The organism is Rhodovulum sp. 12E13, assembly GCF_003340565.1.
Lineage (GTDB): Bacteria > Pseudomonadota > Alphaproteobacteria > Rhodobacterales > Rhodobacteraceae > HLUCCA09.
On the sequence record NZ_QPLK01000003.1, the window covers coordinates 158,269 to 182,556 of the forward strand.

The window sequence follows — 24,288 nt, forward strand, 5'->3', positions numbered from 1 at the left end:
GCGGAGGCGAAACTGCCCCCGCGCCCCGGAGAGATCAGGTCGCCGAGAAGCGCAGCACCTTGATCGCGGCAAAGTCCGTCACGTCCCCGCCCACGCGCTTGGTCGCGTAGAACAGCACGTTCGGCTTCGCCGAGAACGGGTCGCGCAGCACCCGGATGTCGGGGCGCTCGGCCACCGTGTAGCCCGCGTGGAAATCGCCGAAGGCGATTGCCGGCGCGTTCGTCGCGATCTCGGGCATGTCCTCGGCGATCAGAACGGGGTAGCCGAGCAGGCGCGCGGGCTCGCCCGCGCCGAGCCCGTCGGCCCACAGGAACCGGCCGTCATTGTCCTTCAGCCGGCGCACCGCACCGGCCGTCTTGGAGTTCATCACGAAGGCCGCATTGGCGCGGTAGGTGGCGCCGAGCGCATACACCAGGTCGATGAGCGCGTCGGCAGAGCCGAAATCGCCGTCTGCCCCCGAGGGGACGTAGCCGATCTCGCCCCAGGCCCAGGTCGCGTTGTCGGCGATGGTGTGGTCGAGGAAGCCGCGCGGCCGCCCCGAGCCGTTGCCGCCGATGAAGGCCGCCGCCTCGGCGCGGGCGAACTTCTCGGCAATGCGCGTGGCAAGCCAGGCGTCGATGTCGAAGGCGCTGTCGTCGAGCAGCCGCTGGCTGGCCTTGGGCATCGCCGAGAGTTCGTGCAGCGGGATCGAGATGCGCTCGATCGTCGGCGTGCCCGTCTCGGTCTGCGCCGCCGTCTCGTCAGCCCACCCGGTCTCGAGGGTGCCACGGTCGACCAGCACGTCATAGGCGCCCGCCTCGACGTTGACCACGTTGGCGATGGCGCGGATCGAGGCGGTGCTGTCAAGCACCGAGCGGATCGTCTCGGAGGTCACCGGGTCGACGAGGTAGCCGCCGTCGCCGGCCACCGCCGTCGACATGGCCTTCGCCTCGTAGTCGAGCCCACGCAGCGCATCGTCATCTCCCGAGCGCAGGTAGGCCTCGAAAGCCTTCACGTGCGGCGCGGCGAGGTCGTCGTGCTCGGGCGCGGCGAGGGCGGGGCGCCCCAGCGGCGCGGTCTTTCGGTCCAGCATGGTCAGTCGCTCTTCCTGTGTGTCGATCTTCTTCAGCGTTTCGGCCCGGAACGACCTGAAGTCGCTCAGAAAGCCTGTCAGCGCCGCGCGCAGGTCGGGGGCGCCGGCCCCCTTGGTCTCGGGCGCACCGGGCCCGCGCCCGTCCGGTCTGTCGGTCGTGCTCATCGGTTCCTCGATTGTCGTGGTTGTCCGGTTCGTTGCTGTCCGGTCGGCGGATGCCCTGGCCGCGTCAGCCCGCGCCCATCTCCTGGCGGACGGCCTCGATGGCCGCGACCAGTTCGTGCAGCGGGTCGCCGCAAGGCTCTTCGTCCTTGCGCCCGACCCGTGCCTCGGCAAGCATCGGAAAGGTCACGAGAGAGACCTCCCAGAGCTCTATCTCGTGCAAGAGGCGCCGCCCTTCGCGGTCCCGCTCCGCCCGCTTCGTGCGGTAGCCGATCGACAGCCCGTCGATCGCGCCCGCCTCGACCAGCGCAGCCGCCTCGCGGCCCCGCGCCACATCGCGCAGGAGCCGTCCGCGCACGAACAGGCCGCGCCGGTCCTCCCGCACCTCGTCCCAGACGCCGATGGGCTGGGCCGGGTCGTGCTGCCAGAGCATCTTCACCTTCCGCCCCTCGCCCTTGAGCTGCGCAAGCGAGGCGGCATAGGCGCCGGGCTGGACGACGTCGCCGCTCCGGTCGGGATGACCGAAGAGCGAGGCGTAGCCTTCCACCTTCATGCCGTCGACGAGCGACAGTCCTGCCTTCGTCTGGCAGTATTTCACCTCCAGCCCGGTCTCGCCCGGGCCATTCGCGGTCGTCATGATGCGTCCCCTTCCATCTGAGCCGGCAGCCCCAACAGCGCCCGCTTCTCCGCGTCCGTCAGAAAGTCGGCCTCGCCGATCCGCCGCCACATCGCCTCGCGTTCCGAACCGAGCGCGGGCACCAGGTCGAGGTCCGGCTTGAGCTCCACCGCCTGGTCGGGAACGAAACGCCCAAGCCAGGCCGAAAGAGCCGCCATCGCGCGAGACGCCAGCGGCAGAACGGTCAGGCGATAGAAGGCGCGATTGGCCTCCTGATAGTTGGCGTAAGTCGCGTCGCCGGGAATGCCGAGCAGCATCGGCGGCACGCCGAAGGCGGTGGCGATCTCCCGCGCCGCCGCCTCCTTGGTCTTCTGAAACTCCATGTCCGACGGCGAGAAGCCCATCGGCTTCCAGTCGAGCCCGCCCTCCAGCAGCATCGGCCGCCCGGCATTGCGCGCGCCCTGATGGTGCTGCTCCATCTCTGCGAGAAGCCGGTCGTATTGCTCGGGCGTCAGCGTGCCCGCCCCGTCCTCGCCGCTGTAGACGATCGCACCCGAGGGCCGGGCGGCGTTGTCGAGCAGCGCCTTCGACCAGCGCGAGGCGGCGTTGTGAACGTCGACCGCCTGCGCCGCGGCGCGCAGGGGCGAGAGCCCGTAATGGTCGTCCTGCGGGTGAAAGCTGCGCAGGTGGCAGATCGGCGGCACCTCGCCCGTCATGGCAAAACGGTGAGTCCTTGCGCCTACGGTGTAATCGTAGGCCACGGGCCAGCCATCGGCCCCCGGCACCACGGTCATCCGGTCCGAGCGCAGGACATGCAGCTCGACCGGCAGCCCTGCGCCGCCGACGGCCTCGACATAGCCGTCGCCGGTCAGGAGGAGCTGAGCGAACAGGGCCTCGAGCAGTTCCGCGCGCCCCTGCCCGGCATTGGGCCGCCGGATCAGGTCGAGCACCGGGTGCGTCTCGTAGCGCGCCGTCCTGTCCTGGCAGACGAGCGGCAGCGCCGCCGCCGCCTCGGCCACCAGCTTCACCGCGCGAAAGCCCACAGGATTGCCAACGAAGCCGGCGCGCGTCAGCGTCGCCACGTCGCGCGCCGACCAGACCGGCCGCCCCGCACCCGCTGCCGCCGCCGCGACCGCCCCCGTCGCCGAGGCCTTGCGGCCACGGTAGGGCACCGCCCGCACCGGCACCGGCGGCGCCGCGCCGGCCTCCGGGGCACCCGGCTGCTTCTTGTCCCCGTGCGGCGCCGCGCGGCGCCAAGGCAAGCTCCATCCCATCCGCTCTCTCCTTCGTCGCCGGCCTTCCGGCCGCGGTCCCCGCGAGGCGCACGCCACCCGGCCCCCTGCCGGGCTCGGCAGGGGGCGGGCCGGAAGGGGCGGAGGCGTGCCCTCGGGCCGCGCTCCGCTCTGCCTTCGCCTCGAGTGTCGGTCAGTCGCCGTTCACCGCTCGAGCGACCGGATGCCGGGATCGCGCATCCGCCGCACGGGCAGGATCATCAGTTCCGTCAGCGCCCAGACGAGCGCGTCCAGCCGGTCGGGGCTGCCTGTGCCCTCGTAGCCCTGCAGGGTCATCCGGCACATCTGGTCCTCCAGCTCGCCCAGCCCCGGCAGGTGCTTCACCCGCCCCTGCTCGTAGAGCGCAGCGACCGGCTCGGCCCGCATCGCCTTCGACCGCGTGGCGTGAACCGCGCGGTAGGGCAGCGTCGGATCGAACTGGTCGAGCACCTGCTTGACCATGTCGCCCCCCTGATTGACCTCCGCCACCAGCCGGTCGGCGCCCCAGCGATCCATCGCCGCCACGGCACGATGCGCCCAGGCCGAGGGCGACGCGCCGGCGAGGCTCAGATCCTCCAGCACCCAGCCCACCCAGTCGCGCGGCGGTCCCTCCATCTTCACGCCCGCCACGACGATGCCGCACAGGTCCGACGCCGTCCTGCCGGTCGCCGGGGGATCGACGGCGACCACGATCCGGTCGAGCTCGGGCGCTTCGCGCACCGAGGCTGCCTCGAGCGTGGCGAGCGACCACAGCGCCCCCTCGGCCTCGTCGAGCAATTCTCCGTCGAGCTCCTGCCGGCCGAGCCGCGTGCCGCCGTAGCGCGCCCGAACCTCCTCGAGGAACGACTCTGCCAGATGCGCCCGGTTCGCCTCGGTCGGGGCATGGGTCACCGCCGTCGAGGGCAGGTGCACCAGCCGTTTCAGCGCCGCCACGTTGCGCGGCGTCGTCGTCACGCAGGCCCGCGGGTCCGTGCCGAGGCGCAACGCGAACTGCAGCATGTCCCATGCTGCTTCCGGCCGCGGCCACTTGGCCAGCTCGTCGGCCCAGGCAGCGTCGAACTGCGGGCCGCGCAGGCTTTCGGCGTCGCGCGCCGAAAAGATCTGCGCCTGCGCGCCGTTGGGCCATTCCAGCCGTCGCCGCGTCGCATGCCAGCGCGGGCGCCGATCCGGCGGCGTGCAGGCGACGATTCCGCTCTCGCCGAACACCATCACGTCGCGCGCCTGGTCGAGCGTCTCGCCCACCAGCGCCACCCGGCGCGCCGCACCCGGCGCCTCGGGCGTGCCGCCCTCGACCATCCGGCGCACCCATTCGGCGCCCGCGCGGGTCTTGCCGGCGCCGCGCCCCCCCAGCACCACCCAGGTGCGCCAGTCACCGGCGGGAGGCAACTGGTGCGGCAGGGCCCAGACCTCGAAGAGCCAGGGGAGCGCCGTTACCGCGGCGTCGCCCAGCCCCTCGAGAAAGGCACGCTCACGCTCCGGCGGTCCGGAGGCGAGCCAGACGGCGGCACACCTCGCTTCGCGCGGCGTCGAGATCGAGCGACAGCCCCGAACGCTCGTCGCCCGCTCCGGTTCCGTCCCGCCCGCCTCTGGCGCCATGCAGCTTCCCCTCGTCCTCGGCCATGCGTGCCACCGCCCGGGCGAGCTCGGTCACGACGGGCTTGAGCCGCTTGGCCTGCGCCGTCCTGCCCGCCCGCACCTCCGCGAGCAGCGTTGCCAGCTCGTCGCGAAAGGTCTCGAACACGTCTCGCGCCGCGGCCAGCTCGGCCTCTACGCGCTGCGCTGCCTGGTCGCGTTCGCTATCCGACATCCAGCCTCCGCCATCTCCGCCGCGTCGCCAGGCACCTCAGTCCCGCTCAGCCGCGCAATTCGAAGGATCGTTATTGCACGGCGCCACGGGCACGCTGCCCCCGGAGAGCCATGCGCGCGTCCGGACACCACCGACGCGCCGGGAACGAAAAAGGCGGCTCACCCCGAAGGTGGCCGCCTGCCTACTTTTCCCATCTTGCCCTTTTTCTACCGAAGAGCGTTCGCGGAGTCAAGCGCTAAATCCAGGGTTGTGCAGAGCCCCCCGTACGCGCCGCTTACCGATCGCCAACATTACTCTCCGGCGGCCTCGCGACGCTCCGCCTCGATGACCCGCCAGCGCGCCACGTTCTCGTTGTGCTCCGCCAGCGTCACCGCGAACGCATGCCCCCCTGTGCCGTCCGCCACGAAGAAGATGTAGTCGCTCTCCACCGGGTTGAGCGTGGCGGCAATGCTCTCCCGCCCAGGGTTGGCAATCGGCGTCGGCGGCAGCCCCTCGATGACGTAGGTATTCCACGGCGTCGCCGCGCGCAATTCGCTCTGCCGAAGGCCACGCCCCAGCGTGCCCCGCCCTTCCGTCACGCCGTAGATCACCGTCGGGTCGGTCTGCAGCCGCATCCCGTCGCGCAGCCGGTTGACGAAGACGCTCGCCACCAGCGGCCGCTCCTCGGGCTGGGCCGTCTCCTTCTCCACGATCGAGGCAAGGATCAGCGCCTCTTCCGGGCTCTCGAGCGGCAGCCCGTCCTGCCGGGCCGCCCACAGGTCCGACAGGATACGCTCCTGCCGCGCCTGCATCTCGGCGATCAGCGCCGCCTTGTCGTCGCCCGGGCGCACCTCGTAGCTGTCGGGCGCCAGGCTGCCCTCGGCAGGAATCTCCTCGACACCACCGCTCAGCAGGTCGAGCGCCCGCAGGCTCTCCACCACCTGCCAGCTCGTCACCCCCTCGGCCAGCGTCACCCGGAACCGCGTGCCGGGCTGCTCCAGTTCGGCGAGGTAGGCCGCTGGCGGCTCCTCATCGGCGGGCGTGAACCGAACGACCTCCTCGAAGGTCTGCGTCGCGGGGTCGAGTTCGCGCACCAGCACCTCGGCCGTCGTCACCCCGATGCGAAAGTTCACCTCCGTCCCGCAGGTGCTTCGCCCGCTCTCGGTAATGGCGGCGACGATCTCCTCCATCGAGGCGCCCGGCTCGACCATGAAACTGCCCGCCTTCAGCAGGCCCGACCGCTCGGTATAGTCGGCCCCCAGCCGGAACAGGGTCGGGTTCGAGATCGCGCCCTGCTCGGCCAGCTGCCGCGAGACCTGCGACATCGTCGAGCCCGGCGCCACCTCCACGCAGATCGCCTGCGCCAGCGGCCCCGGGCCACGATACTGCGCCTGCCCCCAGGCAAGGATCCCGGCGAGTGCCAGCAGCAGCGGGATCAGCAAGGTCAGCGCGTTCGAGGCGAGCGCCCGCGCCATCAGCCGGCCCACCGACCCAGGACAAGGCTCGCATTCGTGCCCCCGAAGCCGAAGCTGTTCGACAGCGCCACGTCGATCCTGCGCTCTCGCGCCGCGTTGGGCGCAAGGTCGATCGGGGTCTCCACCGCCGGGTCGTCGAGGTTGATCGTGGGCGGCGCCACCTGGTCGCGCAGGGCGAGGATGCAGAAGATCGCCTCGACCGAGCCGGCCGCGCCCAGCAGGTGCCCGATCGAGCTCTTGGTCGAGCTCATCGTCGCCTTGCCCGCCGCGTCGCCGAGCATCCGCTCCACCGCCGACAGCTCGATCACGTCGGCCATCGTGCTCGTCCCGTGCGCGTTGATGTAGTCGATGTCTGCCGGCGCCTTGCCGGCGCGCTTCAGCGCCGCCCGCATCGACCGCTCGCCGCCTTCGCCATCTTCCGAGGGCGCGGTGATGTGATAGGCGTCGCCCGACAGGCCGTAGCCCAGCACCTCGGCATAGATCCGCGCGCCGCGCGCCCTGGCGTGCTCGAGCTCCTCCAGCACCACGATGCCCGCGCCCTCGCCCATGACAAAGCCGTCACGGTCGGCATCATAGGGCCGGCTCGCTGTCTCCGGCGCGTTGCCGCGCTTGGTCGACAGCGCCTTGCACGCGTTGAACCCGGCGATCCCGATCTCGCTGATCGCGCTCTCGGCACCACCCGCCACCATCACGTCGGCATCGTCCGACATGATCAGCCGCGCCGCGTCGCCGATGGCGTGCGCCCCCGTCGAGCAGGCGGTCACCACGGCATGGTTCGGCCCCTTGAAGCCATATCGGATGCTCACCTGTCCGGAGGCGAGATTGATGAGCGATCCGGGAATGAAGAAGGGCGAGACGCGCCGCGCGCCCTTGTCCCGGATCAGCAGCGCCGTCTCGGCGATGGAATTGAGCCCGCCGATGCCCGAGCCGATCATCACGCCGGTGCGCTCGCGGCTTTCGTCGTCCTCGGGGGTCCACTCGGCGTCGCGCACCGCCTGCTCGGCCGCGGCGATCGCGTAGAGGATGAAATCGTCGACCTTCCGCCGCTCCTTGGGCGCCATCCAGTCGTCGGGGTTGAAGCTGCCGTCGCTGCCGTCGCCATGGATGACTTCGCAGGCATACGTGGTGGACAGATGCGCAGCGTCGAACTTCGAGATCGTCCGCCCCGCCGAATGCCCGGCAAGCAGCCGCTCCCACGTCGCGGCCACGCCCGTCGCAAGCGGTGAAACCAATCCGAGTCCCGTCACGACAACGCGCCGCATGCCTGCCCCCGAGCGTTCTTTCCGATTTGCGCGCCTGATAGCCCGGCCGCCGGGGTGGGGCAATCCCTCGGCGCCTTCAGGCGGCGGCTCGCCCATCGACGACCGACCACCCCGCGACGCCGGTACGGGCCATGAGCCACGGCACGGCGGGCGCCGTGGGGCGCGCGCCGCCAAGCTGCCGTCGCCGACCTCGGTCTCCCGCTGCACGCGATTCGACACCGCTGCGGGGCGCGCGCAGTGACCGCCCTGCCCCTGCGGCCCGGCCAGCCGCAACCGACGGCCCTGAATCAGGACGGCGCCCCGAAGGAGCGCCGTCGATCCTTGGCCTGCCCCGGCTGCCGAGGCCGCCGGGCGCGCGTGTTACTGGCGTTCCTGGATGAACTTCACCGCGTCGCCGAAGGTCTGGATCGTCTCCGCCGCGTCGTCGGGGATCTCGATGCCGAATTCCTCCTCGAAGGCCATGACCAGCTCCACCGTGTCGAGGCTGTCGGCGCCCAGATCGTCGATGAACGAGGCACTCTCGGTCACCTTGTCCTCGTCGACGCTCAGATGCTCGACCACGATCTTCTTCACGCGCTCCGCGATGTCGCTCATTTCCGTTCCTCACTTGCCGGGGCGCGTCTCCGCCCCTCTTTTCTCTGTCCCGTGCCCCCCGGGGGCGGCTGTCGCCTGCCGGGCGTGCCTCGATCCTCCGGGCATGCGGTCGGCCGCGTCCATACGCCCGGCCTGCCGGACAGCCACGCCCCCCTGCCGAAAGCTGCGCCCCATTAGCATCTTCGCCGGGGAAAGCAAACGCTTTCGCCCGGGCCGGGGCGCGGCGCGAAACGCCCCCTCAGATCATCGCCAGACCGCCGTTCACGTGCAGCACCGCGCCGGTGACATAGGCCGCCTCCGGGCTGGCAAGGTAAAGCGCCGCCGCGCCGATCTCATGCGGCTCGCCCATCCGGCCCGCGGGCACCTGCGCGAGGATCTTTTCCTTCTGCTCGTCGGTCAGCTTGTCCGTCATGGCGGTCGCGACGAAGCCCGGCGCGATCACGTTCACCGTCACGCCGCGGCCCGCCACCTCGTAGGCGAGCGACTTCGACATGCCGACCAGCCCGGCCTTCGCGGCGGCATAGTTCCCCTGCCCGGGGTTGCCCGTGGCGCCCACCACCGAGCCCACGTTGACGATGCGCCCCCAGCGCGCCTTCATCATTCCGCGCAGCACGCCCCGCGACAGGCGGAAGGCCGAGGTGAGGTTGACGTTCAGCACCTCGTCCCACTCGGCGTCCGACATGCGCATGAACAGGTTGTCCCGCGTGATGCCGGCATTGTTCACCAGGATGTCGAGGGCCCCCATCGTCTCGGCGGCCCGCCTGGGCAACGCGTCGACCGCCTCCGCCTCGGCGAGGTTGCAGGGCAGGACATGCGCCCGCTCGCCCAGCGCGCCCGCCAGCTCCTCCAGCGGTCCCTCCCGCGTGCCCGAGAGCGCCACCGTCGCGCCGGCGCCGTGCAGCGCCCGTGCCACCGCGCCGCCGATGCCGCCGGAGGCGCCGGTCACCAGCGCCGCCTTGCCCGTCAGATCGAACATGTCCGTCTCCTTCTCGTCGCCGGCCGCCCCGCGCCCAGGCAGGCGCCGGCCCGCACTTCCCGCCCGTGCCCGGGCACCGTCTCGTTCGCCGCCGTCCGTCACCTGGTCCGACGCGCGCGACCGCGCGCGCCCCGCTCCGTCAGGGCACGTCGATGTCGAGGGCGAGCGCGTGGATCCGGCCCACCAGATCCTCGCCCAAAGCCGCGTGCACCGCCCGATGTCGCGCGAGGCGCGGCTGTCCGCGGAACGCCTCGGCGCGGATTTTCACCTGGAAATGGCTCTGACCGCCCTCGCGGTAGCCGGAATGGCCCCGGTGGCTCTCGCTGTCGTCGATCACGACCAGCTCGGCGGGCGCGAAGGCCTCTCCAAGCCGGGCGCGGATCTCCGCCGTGACAGGGCCCTCGGCGGGCACCGGGGACGCGGCGGAGTCGCTCTCTGCCGACATTTTCGGCACCTCCCTCTTCTCATGCGCGCGCCAGTGACTAAACTCACGCGTCCGAGTCGGGGATAGCCCTCGCGGCGCGCCCCCCGCAAGAGCACGAGTCCCGCGCCGAGGGCGGCGCCGCAGGAGAGGCAGCGTTCCATGACCAAGCCCGATCCCTTCGGATTCGACATTCGCGCAAGCGTCGACAAGAAGAAGCGCAATCGCGGGCGGCGCGGCATGTCGGGCGCCTTCGAAACCTCGCAGCGCGTCTGCGACCATCCCGGCTGCGAGGAGCGCGGGCTGTACCGCGCGCCCAAGTCGCCCGACGTGCTCGACGACTACTACTGGTTCTGCAAGCAGCACGTCCGCGAGTACAACCTCAAGTGGAATTTCTTCGAGGGCTCCACCGAGGAGGAGTTCTCCGCCCAGATCGACAAGGACCGTGTCTGGGGCCGCAAGACCAAGTCGTTCAAGCAATCGGCCGAGGAACGCGCCTGGGCCCGGCTTGGTGTCGACGACCCGCACCAGGTGCTGGGCGACAACGCGACCCGCAACCCCGGAAAGTCGGTCACGGGCACCCGCAGGCTGCCACCCACCGAGCGCAAGGCGCTCGAGATCCTCGACGCCAGGGACCACTGGACGAAGGCCGAGGTGCGCAAGTCCTACAAGGCGCTGATCAAGGTGCTGCACCCCGACATGAACGGCGGCGACCGCTCGGACGAGGAACGCCTGCAGGAGGTCGTCTGGGCCTGGGACCAGATCAAGGACAGCCGCAACTTCCGCGATTGAGGCACGAGCGCGGCGGCTGGCGCCGCGCCGATCCGGGGCATGCCCGGGCGCTTCCCTCGGGGGGTCGGGCCGCCCGAGCTGCCCGCGTCCCCTCGGACCGACGGCCTCGCGGCAGCGCCCGGCGACCGCATGATGCCGCGCGCGACCCGAGCGAGGCCGCCATCGACCCGGGATGGCGACCGGCTGGGCCGTGGCGGGCGAGAGCCGCGCCGCCAGCCGGCCGACCCGGCGCCCCCGTCTTCTTCTTGCTCGAAATATCCCGGGGGTGCGGGGGCTGGCCCCCGCTGCCACGGCACCGTCCGATCCCGCCCTGCCCGCACTCGCACAAAGGGGGCACACAACCGGACAGGACGGGCCGCAGGAGCTCGCGCAACGCGCGGCCGCTCCCGGGGGGCCGTCCCCCTGAGTCCGGCCCGCGCCCGGGAGCACCCGCCCGAGAGCGCACCCGAAGGCGCGCGCCCCGGACGGGGCACTCGTTACCAACACCACTGGTCAACAACGGGGCCCGTCCGCGGGCGGGCCGGATGACCCGCGCCCCTCGGGGCCGTTCGCAGCCATCCCCCCAGGACGGCGTCGAGGACAGGTATGGCGGGGCATGGTGACGGGCGCTGGGCGAGGATCGTGCCTTCTTTCGGTTTCTTCGGCCCATGCGTTGCACGAATGTGGCCGTGGATGCGCAGACCGCGACAGTGGCGGGCGCGGCGTCCGGGTCGTCGCCCGCGCAGCGACGGTAAAGGCCGGGCCGGAAACAATGCGTGTCCTCGGCCTGCATCGATGACGGAACCCGCGCAAGGCGGTCCGCCGGCAGACACAGTCGCGCCCCATGCCCTTGCGGCATCTTCCGTCGCTGCGGCGGCGCGAAGCACATGTCGGCCCCTGCGGCGCCATCACGGGCACCGCCGCCAGACCCCCGCCGGCGCCGCGAGCCACCTGCGCGACGCGGTGTGCCGGGCGGTGCACCGCCGAGGCGGTCAGCGTGCGGCGCGGGCGAGCAGGTGAAGCGCGGCCATCGCGACGGCCCAGACAGCGCCGAGCAGGGGCGCAGCGGCCACGGCGAGGGGTGTCACCACGGTCGCTGCGCCGAGGCGGATGGCTTCCGTCACCGGAGAGCCCCCCGACAGGAGCGTGGGCACGCCCGAGAGCACACCGCCGATCAACCCGGCGAGCAAGGTGGCCAGCACCCCGCCGAAAGCGGCAAGCGGCCAGCCCGCAGTCCCGCGCCTTCCGAACAGGCCCGCCAGCGCGGCGCCGGCGACGAGGCCGCCCACGCCGTGAAACAGGATGACCTCGCCGACGAACAGCCAGACCCCGGTCGATCCGGTCGCCGCCTGCCGGTCGCCGTAAAGGAAAAGAAACGCGAACAGTGCCGCGACCGACGCCATCCCCGCGGCGACGATCGCGCGCGCCGTCCAGCCGGCCGGCTCGGTTTCGTCCATCGCGCCCTCCCCTCCTGCCCAGGCCGGCCGCAAACGCGGTGTCGACCCGTCGCCTCCCACGTGACGACGCCTCGCCCGCGTCGCCGGTGCCCCGCTGCCGAGGCCGCATCGCCAACCGGGGCGAAAACCGTACCCACCAGGCAGGCCCGCCGCGCGCCCGCGCCGCGCCGGACGCGATCGACGCGGTGTGCCCGACCAGCGCTCCTCGCCAGCGCTCCGCGCCACGGCTTCGGGCAAGCGTCGCGCCGCTCCTGACGCCCGGCCTCAGGGCAGCGCGGCGACTCAGGGCAGCGCGGCTGCCGCAGCGGCCCGCACCTCCTCAGCCGTGCCCACCGTGCGGGTCGCGAGCGCGCGATCGATCCGCCGTGCCATGCCCGACAGAGCCTTGCCCGCGCCGATCTCCCAGATCTCGCCCACACCCTGCCCCGCCATCCAGGCCACGCTCTCGCGCCAGCGGACAGTGCCCGTCACCTGCTCCACGAGCAGCCGTCGGATTTCGTCGGGCTCCGTGACCGCCTCGGCGCGCACGTTGCTTACCAGCGGCACGGCCGGCGATCTCAAGTCCACCTCCTCGAGCGCTGCCGCCATCGCCTCGGCTGCCGGCTGCATCAGCGCACAGTGAAACGGCGCAGAGACCGGCAGCGTCACGGCCCGCTTGGCGCCCCGCGTGTTCGCGATCTCCACCGCGCGTTCCACCGCGCCCCGATGCCCCGATATCACGACCTGCCCCGGGTCATTGTCGTTGGCCGCCTCGCAGACCTCGCCGGCGGCGGCCTCTTCCGCGACCGATCTTGCATCGTCGAGCCCCAATCCCAGGAGCGCCGCCATCGCGCCCACGCCGACCGGCACCGCCTCCTGCATCGCGCGCCCCCGCAGCCGCAGCAGCCGCGCCGCGTCGCCCACGCCGATCGCGCCCGCCGCGCAGAGCGCCGAATACTCGCCCAGCGAATGACCGGCGACGAAGGCGGCGGCCTCGACGCCCACGCCCTCGGCGCGCAGGGCCGCCATCGCCGCCATCGAGGTCGCCATGAGCGCCGGCTGGGCATTGGCCGTCAGCGTCAGCGTCTCCGCGTCGCCCTTCCAGATCAGCGCCGACAGCCCCTCGCCGAGGGCCGCATCGACCTCTTCGAAGACGGAAGCCGCTTCCGGCCACCCTTCGGCAAGGTCGCGCCCCATCCCGATCGCCTGCGCCCCCTGGCCCGGAAACACGAACGCCCGCATCATCGGCTGCCCTCCTCGTCGTCCCGCCGCGCAGCCCTCCCTAGACACGGTGCGCCCCGGCGGCAAGGCGCCGCCCGGTGCGCCCCGCCAGACAGCCCGCCCCCGCTACCCTGCGCCAACGCCGTCTCGTCCGAAGCCCGCCGTGGCCTGGGGCAAGCACGAGGGCGGCGCAGCAGCAGGCCGAGGGCCCGCTGGTCGCGCGCGGCCGGGGCGGACGCAACCCGGTCGCCAATGACGCGGACGCGTTGTCGGGTGCGGGGCACTGGCGCGCGCCTGTTCCGCGATGCGCCCGGCGCCGTCGGCCTTTTCCGTGTGGCCGCCCGGTCACGGCCCTGCCCGCCGTGGCCCTGGCCGTCGATGGGTGCGCCAGCCGCGCTTCTGCACCCTGCCCTTGCGCACCCGCCCCATCCGTGCAATAGCCCGCGCCACTTCCGCGAAGATCGACGACCGGCGCAGCCTCTCGTGAGCGGGGCGCGGAAGCCCCTGACCCGCTCTTTGAAGTGCGCCCGAGAAAGGGAAACCGCAGCATGCCGCTCTACGAGCATGTCTTCATCGCGCGCCAGGATCTCTCCAACGCGCAGGCCGAGGGGCTGATCGAGCACTTCGGCACCGTCCTGTCCGACCACGGCGGCAAGGTCGTCGGCTCGGAATACTGGGGCGTCAAGACGATGGCCTACAAGATCAACAAGAACCGCAAGGGCCACTACGCCTTTCTGCGCACCGAGGCGCCCGCCGAAGCGGTGCAGGAGATGGAGCGCCTGATGCGGCTGCACGACGACGTGATGCGCGTGCTTACCATCAAGGTCGACGCCCACGAGGAAGGCCCCTCCATCCAGATGCAGAAGCGCGACGAGCGGGATTCCCGTCGCGATCGCCGCTGAGCCCAGAGAGAAAGGACAGGACACATGGCCAAGCCGTTTTTCCGCCGCCGCAAGGTCTGCCCGTTCTCGGGCGACAACGCGCCGAAGATCGACTACAAGGACACCAAGCTGCTGCAGCGTTACGTCTCCGAGCGCGGCAAGATCGTGCCCTCCCGCATCACCGCGGTATCCTCCAAGAAGCAGCGAGAGCTTGCCCGCGCCATCAAGCGCGCGCGCTTCCTTTCGCTTCTGCCCTACGCCGTCAAGTAAGGAGCCCGACATGGACGTCATCCTGCTCGAACGCGTCTCCAAGCTCGGCCAGATGGGCGAAGTCGTCTCCGTCAAGGAGGGCTATGCACGCAATTTCCTGCTGCCGCAGGGCAAGGCGCTGCGCGCGTCCAAGGACAACATCGCCCGCTTCGAGGCCGATAAGGCCCAGCTCGAGGCGCGCAACCTCGAGACCCGGAAGGAGGCCGAAAAGCTGGCCGGTTCGCTCGAGGGCCAGAGCTTCGTGCTGATCCGCCAGGCCGCCGATTCCGGCGCGCTCTACGGGTCCGTCACGCCGCGCGACACGGCCGATGCCGCAGCAGAGGCCGGTTTCACCATCGACAAGCGCCAGATCGACCTCGGTCGCCCGATCAAGGAGCTCGGCCTGCACACCGTCGTCGTGCACCTGCACCCCGAGGTCGAGGTCGAGATCAAGCTCAACGTCGCCCGCTCGCAGGAAGAGGCCGAGATCCAGGCCGCCGGCAAGTCGATCCAGGAGCTGGCCGCCGAAGAAGAGGCACAGGCCGAGTTCGAGATTGCCGAGCTGTTCGACGATATCGGCGGCGCCACGATGGACCAGTTCGACGATCCGCGCGGCCCCGAACCTCGGGAGAGCGAGGACGGCGAAGGTCGCAACGAGCCGCTCTGACGGCTCGCCTCACGCCGACTTGCGAGACAGTGAAGGGTCGTGCCGCAGGCGCGGCCCTTTCTGCATTCAGCCGCCGGAACATCCCTGTCAGGCGCGACGTTTTTCGCTCGCACCAAGGCAAGGAGAATGAATGCTACGCCAAACCGCGTCCGCGCTGGGGCTGACCGCGGCGATCGCCGCCGCCCCCGTTCTCGCGCAGGACAAGGTCGAGGAAGGGCCCGAGGAGCGGCCCGACGTCGAGCCCGCCTTCGCCGAGCAGACCAACGCCCCCGCCCTCGACAGCGATGTCGAGATCGCCACGCAGACCATCGCGGGCGACCTCGTGCATCCCTGGGGCATCGCCGTGCTTCCGGGCGATGCGGGCTATCTCGTGACCGAGCGGCCCGGCCGGCTGCGCCACGTCGCCCGGGACGGCACCCTCTCGCAGCCTGTCGAGGGCGTGCCGGAGGTCTACAACGAGGAACAGGGCGGCCTCCTCGACGTGACGCTCGCGCCCGACTTCGACGAGAGCCGCCGCGTCTACCTGACCTATGCCAAGCCGATGGGCGACGGCATGTCGGGCACGGCAGCGGCCTATGGCACGCTGAGCGAGGACCGCACAAGGCTGACGGACGTGCAGGAGATCTTCACGCAGGAGCCGCCGTCGCCCACGCCGATGCATTACGGCTCGCGGCTGGTGTTCGACGGCGAGGGCCATCTCTACATCACGACGGGCGAGCACTTCACCGAGGAAGAGCGTCACTACGCCCAGGACATGGACAAGACCTACGGCAAGGTCGTGCGCCTGACGCCCGAGGGCGAGGTGCCCGAGGGCAACCCCTTCGCGGGCCAAGGCACGCCTCAGGAACAGATCTGGTCGCTCGGCCACCGCAACATCCAGGGCGCCGCGATGCGGCCCGGAACGGACGAGTTCTGGATTATCGAGCACGGCCCCGCCGGCGGAGACGAGCTGAACCTGATCAAGGCCGGCGCCAACTACGGCTGGCCCGAAGTGACCTACGGCAAGAATTACGACGGCTCGCCGGTCACGGGCGGCGACTACCGCCACGAGGAAGCCGGCTTCACTCCGCCCCGCTACTACTGGGATCCGGTGATCGCGCCGGGCGACATGACGTTCTATCAGGGCGAGCTGTTCGCCGAGTGGCAGGGCGACGTGCTCGCCTCGGGCCTGGTCTCGGGCGGACTTGCCCGGCTCGAACTCGATGGCCCGACCGTCGTGGGCGAAGATCGCCACGTCTCCGACCTCGGCCGCGTCCGCGACGTGGCGATCGACCAGGACGGCTCGATCCTCGTCATCACCGATTACGAGGACGGGCGTCTCGTCCGCCTCACCCCGCAATCGGCGTCGTGAGGGGCGTTGTGCGCCGGGCCCCGGATGGCCCGGCGCCTGCCATCGCTCACGGCCCGCAGCGCTGCATCACCTCGTTCGGCACGAAGCTCTCTTCGGAGTCCGAGCGCACGAAGAGGTCGCCGCCGGTCAGTCGCTCCAGCGACAGAGTCCGCGGCCCCTGGTGGCGCGTGTCGATTCGGCAGGTCGAGAGCGGCACCAGAAGCCGGCCGCCCTCCCACGTCATCTTGCCGATGCTCTCGCACAGGACAGGCCCTATCTGGATGCCCACCGCCGAGATCACCAGCAGGTCGTCGACACTGTCGGTGCCGCACCGGCCTGGCGCGGCGTAGCGCCCGATCAGGTTGTCGCGGAAGTAGGGCTCCGGCAGGGGCTCCTCCGAGATATCACCCGGCAGCGCCGACCACGGCGCGGAGTCATCGCCGCCATCCTGGGCGGCTGCGCCGAGCGGAAGGGCCACGAGAGCCGCAGCGGCGGCGGCGGCGAAACGTCTTGTTGGCATGGGCAATGGCCTCCTTTTCTTCGCAGGGAAACGCGCGCCGCCCGGTTTCGTTCGCTTGCCCCGAACGCCCATGAAAAAGGGCCGCCCGAAGGCGGCCCCAATGTCTGTCGGTCCGATCGGGGAACGTTGGGTCACTCGTCCTCGAGCTTGTCCACCGCTTCCTTCAGGGTGTCCTTGTCGACCTCCCTTTCCTCGATCTCGGCCATCTCGAAGATGTAGTCGACCACCTTGTCCTCGAACAGCGGCGCGCGGATCTGCTGCTGCGCCTGCGGGTTCTTCTGCACGAACTCGAAGAAGGCCCGCTCCTGACCGGGATATTGCCGCGCCTGATTCATCAGCGCCTGCGTCATCTCGGCGTCGGTCACCTCGACCTCCTTCTGGCGACCGAGCTCGGCCAGCAGAAGCCCCAGCTTCACCCGTCGCTCGGCGAGCTTGACGTGCTCGTCGGTCGGCTCGATCTCGGGGTGGTCGTGGCCCTGCACGTCGGGGTTGTCCTCGTGCCAGAGCTGGTGGGCGATCTGCTTGGCCTCGGCGTCGACCAGCGTCGGCGGCAGGTCAAAGCTCACCTGCTCGTCGAGCGCGTCGAGCAGGTGCCGCTTCATCACCGCCCGTGCGGCATTACCGTATTCCGACTCGAGCCGCTCGCGGATCTGCCCCTTGAGCGCCTCGAGATCCTCGGCGCCGAACTGCTTGGCGAGATCATCGTCGATCTCGGCCTTCGCCGGGGCCTTGACCGCCTTGATCGTGCAGTCGAAGACCACATCGCGCCCCTTCAGGTGCTCGGCCCCGTAATCCTCGGGGAAGGTGACCTGCACCTCGGTCTCGTCACCGGCGGTCACGCCGACCAGCTTCTCCTCGAACCCGGGGATGAACTGGCCCGAGCCGAGCACGAGCGGGAAATCCTCGGCCGCGCCGCCCTCGAAGGCCTCGCCGTCGAGCTTGCCGACGAAGTCGAGCACCACCTGGTCGCCCTCTTCCGCGGCGCCGTCCTTGTCCTCGAAATTCTTCGCCTGCTCGGCCAGCCCCTCGAGCGCCTCCTGGATATCCTCGTCGGTGGCCTTGACGACCAGCTTCTCGAGCTTGAGCCCCGACAGGTCCGGCTCGTCGATCTCGGGCAGCTTCTCGTACTGCATCGAGACGACCACGTCGTCGCCTTCCTGCCAGTTCTCGCCCACCATCTCGACCTGCGGCTGCAGCGCGGGGCGGTCGCCCGTTTCCTCGAGGTGCCTGTTCATCGCGCCGTCGACGGCTTCCTGCATGGCTTCGCCCAGAAGGCGCGTGCCGAACTGCTTCTTCAAGAGCGCCAGGGGCACCTTGCCCTTGCGAAAGCCCTTCATCTCCACCTCTGGCTGGGCCTCGCGCAGCTTGGCGTCGACCTTCTCGTCCAGCTCGGCGGCGGGGATGGTGATGTGATAGGCCCGCTTCAGCCCCTCGTTGACGGTCTCCGTCACCTGCATCGCGTCTCGTCCTTCTCGTCAAACCCTTCGGTGGTGCGGGTGGAGGGACTCGAACCCCCACGCCTCGCGGCGCTTGGACCTAAACCAAGTGCGTCTACCAGTTCCGCCACACCCGCAAGCAAGGCGGGCGGCCCCGGCAGGGGCCGCCCAGATTGGCGGTGTCCTTATCAAGGCCGTCCCGGCGATGCGAGAGCGAAAACGAAGGCGTCAAGCCGTCACGTCATGCCCGTAGAGCCAGTCGAACCGCCCCAGCACCGCGCCCGGCGCGAGCCGGTCGGCCGCGCGGAGCGCGGCGTGCGCCGCGGCCGCCCGCGCCCCCCGCAGGTGATAGTTGCGCGCGTTCGCCGTCGCCGCGTCGACGATCCGCAGGGTGCGGGGGCGGCGCACCCCCTGCCAGGCCGCGAGTGCCGCCGCATCGCCGTCGTGCGCGTCGAGCGTCGCGGCGAGCGTCCAAGCATCCTCCAGCGCCATGCACGCGCCTTGCGCGAGGAACGGCAGCGTCGGGTGCGCCGCATCGCCGAGGATCGCCACGCCGGGGGCGTGCCACCGCCCCGCGACGGGGTGCCGGAACAGGCCCCAGAGCATGCAGCGCTCCACCCTGCCCAGCCACTCCCGCACCGACCCGCCGAAGTCGCGGAAGGCCGCGCGCAACTCGTCGGGGTCGCCCGCGTTGTGCCAGCCCTCTTCGGCCCACTCGGCCCGCTCCTCCACCGCCACGATGTTGAGCAGCCGCCCGCCCCGCAGCGGATAGGCGACGAGGTGCCGCCCCGGCCCCATGAAGACCTGCGCCTCCGAAGCCACGCCCTCGGGGCACGGGATCAGCGCGCGCCATGCCACCTGCCCCGTGAAGCGCGGCCGCGCCTCTCCCACGAGCTCCGCCCTGACCCGGCTGTGCAGGCCGTCGGCACCGACGAGCAGGCCGGGCCGCAACGCGCCGCCGTCGGCCATCCGCACCGTCGCGCCCCGCTCGCCCAGCGTCAGCGCCTCGACCCGCGCGCCGAGCTCGATCGTCACGCCAGCCTCGCGCGCGCCCCGTTCGAGCACCGCGATCAGGTCGGCCCGGTGGACCAGCGCAAACCGCCCCCGCCCGGCCAGCGCCATCCGCAGCACCCGCCGCCCCGCCGCGTCGCGCAGCACCACCGCCGCGCTCTCGCCCGATGCCGCGCGGAACGCCTCGCCCAGCCCCAGCGCGTCGATCACGCGGCCACCGTTGGGCGAGACCTGCAGCCCCGCGCCCACCTCCGAGATTGCCGGCGCCTGCTCCAGCACCGTCACCCGCGCGCCCCGGAGCGCGAGCGCCCGCGCCGCGGCAAGCCCCGCGACGCCGCCGCCCGCCACGGTCACGTCGCGCCCGTTCACCCCCATCCCGGCCCCCGAACGCAAAGCGCCGGAGCCTCGGCCCCGGCGCCTCGTCTTTCCCGACGTTCCGGCATCAATCGTCCCGGTGCACCTTTTCGCGGCGCTCGTGCCGCTCCTGCGCCTCGAGGCTCAGCGTCGTGGTCGGCCGCGCATCGAGCCGCTTCAGCGAGATCGGCTCGCCCGTGTCCCGACAGTAGCCGTATTCGCCCTCCTCGATGCGCCGCAGCGCCGAGTCCACCTTGGCGACCAGCTTGCGCTGCCGGTCGCGGATGCGCAGCTCCAGTGCGCGGTCGGTCTCCTCGCTCGCACGGTCGGCAATGTCGGGAATGTTGCGGGAACCGTCCTGCAGACCCTCCAGCGTCGTGCGCGTCTCCTCCAGAAGCTCGGCCTTGATCTTCAACAGCTTGCGCCGGAAATATTCCAGCTGTCGTTCGTTCATGAAGGGCTCGTCCTCGGCCGGACGATAATCTGCCGGTAGAAATACTTCCTGCTTCACGCCTGATCCCTCTCGCTCGCCCGCCCCATCAGAACCGGGGAGAGCGGTCTCGGGCGCCCCCTCACCGGCATGCGTCCTCGAAACAGGCAACTGGCCTCGCATGGGGGGCCTCATACTGCATGGCCTTGCCCTTGTCACGCCCGTTCGGAAGCTATTTCATCGCCTTACATGACATGGCCCGGCGGGCTTGCACCCCCCGCCGCGGTCGGGCAGCCTGCGGCCCGCCGCGCGCCGAAACCAGCCGGGAGCTATGGCCTTCGATGAGCGTCACCACGCAGTTCGCCTCGACCGACACCTACATCGTCCCCGACGACCTCGCCGTCGCCGTCAACGCCGCCGTCACGCTCGAGCGGCCACTGCTGGTCAAGGGCGAGCCAGGCACCGGCAAGACCGAACTCGCCCGCCAGGTCGCCCTCTCGCTGGGCCTGCCGCTGGTCGAATGGCACATCAAGTCGACGACCCGCGCCCATCAGGGCCTATACGAATACGACGCCGTCTCGCGCCTCCGCGACAGCCAGCTCGGCGACGAGCGGGTGCACGACATCGCCAACTACATCCGCCGCGGCAAGCTGTGGGAGGCGTTCGCCGCAGAGCGCAAGGTGGTGCTGCTGATCGACGAGATCGACAAGGCCGACATCGAGTTCCCCAACGACCTGCTGCAGGAGCTCGACCGGATGGAGTTCCACGTCTACGAGACGGGCGAGACGATCCGGGCGCGGCACCGCCCCGTCGTCGTCATCACGTTCAACAACGAGAAAGAACTGCCCGACGCCTTCCTGCGCCGCTGCTTCTTCCACTACATCCGCTTCCCCGACATGGAGACGATGAAGCGCATCGTCGAGGTGCACCATCCCGGCATCCGGGAGCGGCTGCTGACGGTGGCGTTGACGCAGTTCTACGAGATCCGCGAGCAGGCGGGCCTGAAGAAGAAGCCCTCGACCTCCGAGGTGCTCGACTGGCTCAAGCTGCTGCTTGCCGAGGATCTCGACGCCGACGCCCTGCGCGCCGACCCGGCCGCCGCGCTGCCCCGCCTGCACGGGGCGCTTCTGAAGAACGAGCAGGACGTCGCCCTGTTCGAGCGGCTGGCCTTCATGGCCCGCCGCGAGCAACGCTAGGCCCGCCGCGCGCAACGCTCGCCGGCGCGGCAGCCCGCCAGCCTACCCGTCGATGCGCGCCCCCATCTCGGCCAGCGCGCGCTGGTAGACGCTCGCGGCGTTCCACTCCTGCAACACGCGGAAGTTGTGGGTGCCCGGCTGATAGCTCTCTCCGGGCCGCCATCCCTTGCGCCGCAGGTAGTTGGCGGTCGAGGCGAGCGCGTCGGCCTGGTCGGTCAGGTCGACCCGTCCGTCGCCATTGGCGTCCTGACCGTAGGTCAGCGCATTGCCCGGCAGGAACTGCGTATGCCCGAGTTCGCCATGCCTTGCCCCGATCGTGCCGGCCGACATCATGCCCCGGTCGATCATCTTGAGCGCGCCGATCAGATGGGGCGTGAAGAACTCCGGCCGGCGGCAATCGTAGGCGAGCGTCGCCGTCGCGTTGAGCACGTTCGAATCGCCCATGAACCGGCCGAAGCCGGTCTCCATACCGTGGATGGCGATGATCACGCCCGCCGGCACCCCGTAGGCCCGCTCGAGCGAGCCGTAGAAGTTGGGGCTCTGTGCGAGCCGCTGCCGGCCCTGGCGCGCGATCACGTCACAGCCGCGCTTGGCGCAGAACTCGTCGTAGCTCAGGCGAAAGCTGAGCTGGTTGCGGTCGGCCCGGATCGTGGCGCTGGCATAGCGCGTGCCCATCAGCGCCTCGATGCCCCTCTGGCTCACCCCCGCCGCCGCCGCCTCGCGCGCAAAGTCCTGCTTCCACGCCTCGAAGCCCGACGCATCGTCGCCGCACGGGGCCGCATGCGCGGCGGTGGCGAGCAGCGCCGTGCCGAGCAGCGCGCTCAGACACAGGGCGGCAGCGAGGCCGGCACGCCGACGCGGGGTCTGCAACTCGGGATGCATGGGTCTCCTCCCCCTCTGGAACGCGCGCAAGACTACCCGACATGCCCCCCGATCCAAAGCCGCCGATGGTCCTCAGCCGAGGTCGAGCCCGATCGGCGCGGCGAGGTGCCCCTCCTTGACCCAGAGCCGCGCGCCCTCCGGCCCGGCGACGGCCTCGAGCCGCCCGGCCGCCGGCAGCCGCAGCCAGTCCCACGGGCCCATCGCGGCGCCGCCCTCGGAATACCCCCCCTCGAGCACGAACAGCTCGGCCCCGCCCGGCAACTCTCGCTTCACCTCGGCCCCCGGCGCCCAGACCTCCAGCCGCACGGCCTCGCGCGTGTCGCGGTGCAGCACTTGCGCCGCGACGCCCGGCTGATCGCCTGCGGGCGCCGCGCGCGTCGGGTCGAGCCGGGTCTGCACGAGGGTGCGGTCGGACGGGTCGAACTGGTGGAGCTTGACGAGGATCACCGCGCCCTCGGCCGCCGCCGGCCGGTGCGACGTGCCAGGCGGGTTGCGAACGTAGGCGCCCGCGGGAAAATCGCCGTCCTCGTCCTGGAACGTGCCCTCGAGCACCAGGTATTCCTCCCCCCCGTCGTGGGTGTGCGGGGAAAAGGCCGAGCCCGGCGCGAAACGCACCAGCGATGTCGCGCGTGCCACCTCGTCGCCCAGCCGGTCGAGCATCCGCCGCTCGACCCCGGTCGAGGGGCTGCCCACCCACGCGCCCTCGGCGAACCGCACCCGCGCCGGCCGGTCGAACTCCGCGTTGATCCGCATGTCGGTCTCCCTTCGCGATTCCGTCCCGCGTCCTATCCCTGATCGCGACCAATGTCCCGTCCCGGCACGGGGCGCGCAAACGGCGGTCCCGAATCGCGGGCCGCGGCGCCGGTTGCGGCCCGCGCGCCATTGCCGCCGCCTGCCCCCTCCCGTAGCGTACGCGCAAAACGTATCCGAGGGAGGCCCCCATGCCTGACACGCCCAGCTACGGCTTCGACACGCTGCAGATCCACGCCGGGGCGCGCCCCGACCCGGCTACAGGCGCGCGGCAGACGCCGATCTACCAGACCACGGCCTACGTCTTCCGCGACGCCGAGCACGCCGCCGCCCTGTTCAACCTGCAGGAAGTCGGCTTCATCTATTCGCGCCTGACCAACCCCACCGTCGCCGTCCTGCAGGAGCGGATGGCGACGCTCGAGGGGGGCGCGGGCGCGGTCTGCTGCTCGTCGGGGCACGCCGCGCAGATCATGGCGCTGTTCCCGCTGATGGGGCCGGGGCTCAACGTGGTCGCCTCGACCCGCCTCTACGGCGGAACGGTCACCCAGTTCAGCCAGACCATCAAGCGCTTCGGCTGGTCGGCCCGGTTCGTCGACACCGACGACCTCGACGCGGTCAAGGCGGCCATCGACGACGACACGCGCGCCATTTTCTGCGAATCCATCGCCAATCCGGGCGGTTACGTCACGGACCTCGACGCGATGGCGAAGATCGCCGACGAGGCCGGGCTGCCGCTGATCGTCGACAACACGTCGGCCACCCCCTACCTGTGCCGCCCCATCGAGCACGGCGCGACGCTGGTCGTCCACTCGCTCACCAAGTTCCTCACCGGCAACGGCACCGTGACAGGCGGCGTGATCGTCGACTCGGGCAAGTTCGACTGGGCCGCCTCCGGCAAGTTCCCCTCGCTCAGCGAAGCCGAGCCCGCCTATCACGGCCTGAAGTTCGCCGAGACGTTCGGGCCTCTCGCCTTCACCTTCCACGGCATCGCCGTGGGCCTGCGCGACCTGGGCATGACGCTCAACCCGCAGGCGGCCCACTACACCCTGCTCGGCATCGAGACGCTCTCGCTGCGCATGCAGAGGCATGTCGAGAACGCGGTAAAGGTGGCGACATGGCTCGAAAACGACCCGCGCGTCGAGTCGGTCACCTATGCCGGTCTGCCGTCGTCGCCCTATCACGCGAGGGTCGCCAGCATCTGCCCCAGGGGCGCCGGCGCGCTCTTCACCTTCGCGCTGAAGGGCGGCTTTGACGCCTGCGTGCGGCTGGTCGACAACGTCGAGATCTTCAGCCACGTCGCCAATCTCGGCGACACCCGCTCGCTGATCATCCACTCGGCCTCGACCACCCACCGACAGCTCACGCCGGAACAGCAGGTGGCAGCCGGCGCCGCGCCCAACGTGGTGCGCCTCTCCATCGGGATCGAGGATGCCGACGACCTGATCGCCGATCTCGACCAGGCGCTCGGCAAGGCCGTCGCGCAGGCCGCCTGAGGCGAGACGCGCAAGGCCGCCGGGGC

25 protein-coding genes and 1 tRNA gene are annotated in these 24,288 nt (G+C 71.0%); 7 read left to right on the forward strand and 19 right to left on the reverse strand.

Annotated features, from left to right (window positions below; translation table 11 throughout):
* Positions 1 to 34 precede the first annotated feature (34 nt).
* From DLJ49_RS04005 to DLJ49_RS04045, 10 genes are all read right to left on the reverse strand, one after another.
* Positions 35 to 1,237, reverse strand: a complete 1,203-nt coding sequence (locus tag DLJ49_RS04005) for a phage major capsid protein (protein ID WP_115392227.1) — start codon at positions 1,235 to 1,237, stop codon at positions 35 to 37.
* Positions 1,238 to 1,301: 64 nt separating this feature from the next.
* Positions 1,302 to 1,871 carry an HK97 family phage prohead protease gene (locus tag DLJ49_RS04010; protein ID WP_115392228.1) on the reverse strand — a complete coding sequence of 190 codons (570 nt, stop codon included), beginning with the start codon at positions 1,869 to 1,871 and terminating at the stop codon, positions 1,302 to 1,304.
* Positions 1,868 to 3,124: a phage portal protein gene (locus DLJ49_RS04015; protein ID WP_115392229.1), complete on the reverse strand. Its 1,257-nt coding sequence runs from the start codon at positions 3,122 to 3,124 to the stop codon at positions 1,868 to 1,870. The genes DLJ49_RS04010 and DLJ49_RS04015 overlap by 4 nt, the downstream gene beginning before the upstream one ends.
* Before the next feature lie 162 nt (positions 3,125 to 3,286).
* Complete coding sequence (locus tag DLJ49_RS04020; RefSeq protein ID WP_369932484.1) at positions 3,287 to 4,507, reverse strand: DNA-packaging protein; 1,221 nt, start codon at positions 4,505 to 4,507, stop codon at positions 3,287 to 3,289.
* An 82-nt stretch (positions 4,508 to 4,589) separates the two neighbouring features.
* Positions 4,590 to 4,928, reverse strand: coding sequence for a hypothetical protein (locus DLJ49_RS22310; RefSeq protein ID WP_233488708.1), 339 nt, complete (start codon positions 4,926 to 4,928; stop codon positions 4,590 to 4,592).
* A 290-nt stretch (positions 4,929 to 5,218) separates the two neighbouring features.
* Positions 5,219 to 6,382 carry an endolytic transglycosylase MltG gene (gene mltG, locus DLJ49_RS04025; protein ID WP_115392343.1) on the reverse strand — a complete coding sequence of 388 codons (1,164 nt, stop codon included), beginning with the start codon at positions 6,380 to 6,382 and terminating at the stop codon, positions 5,219 to 5,221.
* Positions 6,382 to 7,644, reverse strand: a complete 1,263-nt coding sequence (gene fabF / locus DLJ49_RS04030) for a beta-ketoacyl-ACP synthase II (RefSeq protein ID WP_115392231.1) — start codon at positions 7,642 to 7,644, stop codon at positions 6,382 to 6,384. The genes mltG and fabF overlap by 1 nt, the downstream gene beginning before the upstream one ends.
* A gap of 360 nt (positions 7,645 to 8,004) precedes the next feature.
* Complete coding sequence (locus DLJ49_RS04035) at positions 8,005 to 8,238, reverse strand: acyl carrier protein (RefSeq protein ID WP_115392232.1); 234 nt, start codon at positions 8,236 to 8,238, stop codon at positions 8,005 to 8,007.
* 238 nt (positions 8,239 to 8,476) lie between these two features.
* The gene (gene fabG / locus DLJ49_RS04040) at positions 8,477 to 9,214 is read right to left on the reverse strand and encodes a 3-oxoacyl-[acyl-carrier-protein] reductase (protein ID WP_115392233.1); all 738 of its coding nucleotides are present in this window, start codon (positions 9,212 to 9,214) and stop codon (positions 8,477 to 8,479) included.
* A 139-nt stretch (positions 9,215 to 9,353) separates the two neighbouring features.
* The gene (locus DLJ49_RS04045; protein WP_115392234.1) at positions 9,354 to 9,659 is read right to left on the reverse strand and encodes a BolA family protein; all 306 of its coding nucleotides are present in this window, start codon (positions 9,657 to 9,659) and stop codon (positions 9,354 to 9,356) included.
* A gap of 138 nt (positions 9,660 to 9,797) precedes the next feature.
* Between DLJ49_RS04045 and DLJ49_RS04050 the strand changes: the two genes are divergently transcribed.
* Positions 9,798 to 10,427 carry a J domain-containing protein gene (locus tag DLJ49_RS04050; protein ID WP_115392235.1) on the forward strand — a complete coding sequence of 210 codons (630 nt, stop codon included), beginning with the start codon at positions 9,798 to 9,800 and terminating at the stop codon, positions 10,425 to 10,427.
* A gap of 971 nt (positions 10,428 to 11,398) precedes the next feature.
* Here the strand turns inward: DLJ49_RS04050 and DLJ49_RS04055 are convergent.
* Complete coding sequence (locus DLJ49_RS04055; protein WP_115392236.1) at positions 11,399 to 11,863, reverse strand: hypothetical protein; 465 nt, start codon at positions 11,861 to 11,863, stop codon at positions 11,399 to 11,401.
* Between the two features lie 282 nt (positions 11,864 to 12,145).
* Positions 12,146 to 13,087 (reverse strand): ACP S-malonyltransferase, encoded by a 942-nt coding sequence (gene fabD, locus DLJ49_RS04060; protein WP_115392237.1) that lies wholly within the window; start codon positions 13,085 to 13,087, stop codon positions 12,146 to 12,148.
* 524 nt (positions 13,088 to 13,611) lie between these two features.
* Between fabD and rpsF the strand changes: the two genes are divergently transcribed.
* From rpsF to DLJ49_RS04080, 4 genes are all read left to right on the forward strand, one after another.
* Positions 13,612 to 13,965, forward strand: coding sequence for a 30S ribosomal protein S6 (gene rpsF / locus DLJ49_RS04065; protein ID WP_115392238.1), 354 nt, complete (start codon positions 13,612 to 13,614; stop codon positions 13,963 to 13,965).
* A 24-nt stretch (positions 13,966 to 13,989) separates the two neighbouring features.
* Positions 13,990 to 14,214, forward strand: coding sequence for a 30S ribosomal protein S18 (gene rpsR / locus DLJ49_RS04070; protein ID WP_115392239.1), 225 nt, complete (start codon positions 13,990 to 13,992; stop codon positions 14,212 to 14,214).
* Between the two features lie 10 nt (positions 14,215 to 14,224).
* On the forward strand, positions 14,225 to 14,860 hold the full coding sequence (gene rplI, locus DLJ49_RS04075) for a 50S ribosomal protein L9 (RefSeq protein ID WP_115392240.1): 636 nt from the start codon (positions 14,225 to 14,227) through the stop codon (positions 14,858 to 14,860).
* 130 nt (positions 14,861 to 14,990) lie between these two features.
* The gene (locus tag DLJ49_RS04080) at positions 14,991 to 16,211 is read left to right on the forward strand and encodes a PQQ-dependent sugar dehydrogenase (RefSeq protein ID WP_115392241.1); all 1,221 of its coding nucleotides are present in this window, start codon (positions 14,991 to 14,993) and stop codon (positions 16,209 to 16,211) included.
* A gap of 46 nt (positions 16,212 to 16,257) precedes the next feature.
* On the opposite strand, the gene DLJ49_RS04085 is transcribed toward DLJ49_RS04080, so the two are convergent.
* The 5 genes from DLJ49_RS04085 to dksA form a co-directional block, all read right to left on the reverse strand.
* A complete protein-coding gene (locus tag DLJ49_RS04085; RefSeq protein WP_115392242.1) occupies positions 16,258 to 16,710 on the reverse strand; it encodes a hypothetical protein in 453 nt (150 codons plus the stop codon).
* Between the two features lie 131 nt (positions 16,711 to 16,841).
* Entirely contained in the window at positions 16,842 to 18,167 is a 1,326-nt protein-coding gene (gene tig, locus DLJ49_RS04090; protein ID WP_115392243.1) for a trigger factor, read from the reverse strand.
* A gap of 31 nt (positions 18,168 to 18,198) precedes the next feature.
* Positions 18,199 to 18,283 (reverse strand) — tRNA-Leu (locus DLJ49_RS04095).
* Between the two features lie 91 nt (positions 18,284 to 18,374).
* The gene (locus tag DLJ49_RS04100; protein WP_115392244.1) at positions 18,375 to 19,532 is read right to left on the reverse strand and encodes an FAD-dependent oxidoreductase; all 1,158 of its coding nucleotides are present in this window, start codon (positions 19,530 to 19,532) and stop codon (positions 18,375 to 18,377) included.
* Between the two features lie 67 nt (positions 19,533 to 19,599).
* Positions 19,600 to 20,022 (reverse strand): RNA polymerase-binding protein DksA, encoded by a 423-nt coding sequence (gene dksA, locus DLJ49_RS04105; protein ID WP_115392245.1) that lies wholly within the window; start codon positions 20,020 to 20,022, stop codon positions 19,600 to 19,602.
* 260 nt (positions 20,023 to 20,282) lie between these two features.
* On the opposite strand from dksA, the gene DLJ49_RS04110 reads away from it, so the two are divergent.
* Entirely contained in the window at positions 20,283 to 21,137 is an 855-nt protein-coding gene (locus tag DLJ49_RS04110) for an AAA family ATPase (RefSeq protein ID WP_115392246.1), read from the forward strand.
* A gap of 42 nt (positions 21,138 to 21,179) precedes the next feature.
* Here the strand turns inward: DLJ49_RS04110 and DLJ49_RS04115 are convergent, their stop codons facing one another.
* Both DLJ49_RS04115 and DLJ49_RS04120 read right to left on the reverse strand, forming a co-directional pair.
* On the reverse strand, positions 21,180 to 22,019 hold the full coding sequence (locus DLJ49_RS04115; protein ID WP_115392247.1) for a lytic murein transglycosylase: 840 nt from the start codon (positions 22,017 to 22,019) through the stop codon (positions 21,180 to 21,182).
* 72 nt (positions 22,020 to 22,091) lie between these two features.
* Positions 22,092 to 22,772 carry a cupin domain-containing protein gene (locus DLJ49_RS04120; RefSeq protein ID WP_115392248.1) on the reverse strand — a complete coding sequence of 227 codons (681 nt, stop codon included), beginning with the start codon at positions 22,770 to 22,772 and terminating at the stop codon, positions 22,092 to 22,094.
* A 188-nt stretch (positions 22,773 to 22,960) separates the two neighbouring features.
* Between DLJ49_RS04120 and DLJ49_RS04125 the strand changes: the two genes are divergently transcribed.
* A complete protein-coding gene (locus tag DLJ49_RS04125) occupies positions 22,961 to 24,262 on the forward strand; it encodes an O-acetylhomoserine aminocarboxypropyltransferase/cysteine synthase family protein (RefSeq protein ID WP_115392249.1) in 1,302 nt (433 codons plus the stop codon).
* Positions 24,263 to 24,288 lie beyond the last annotated feature (26 nt).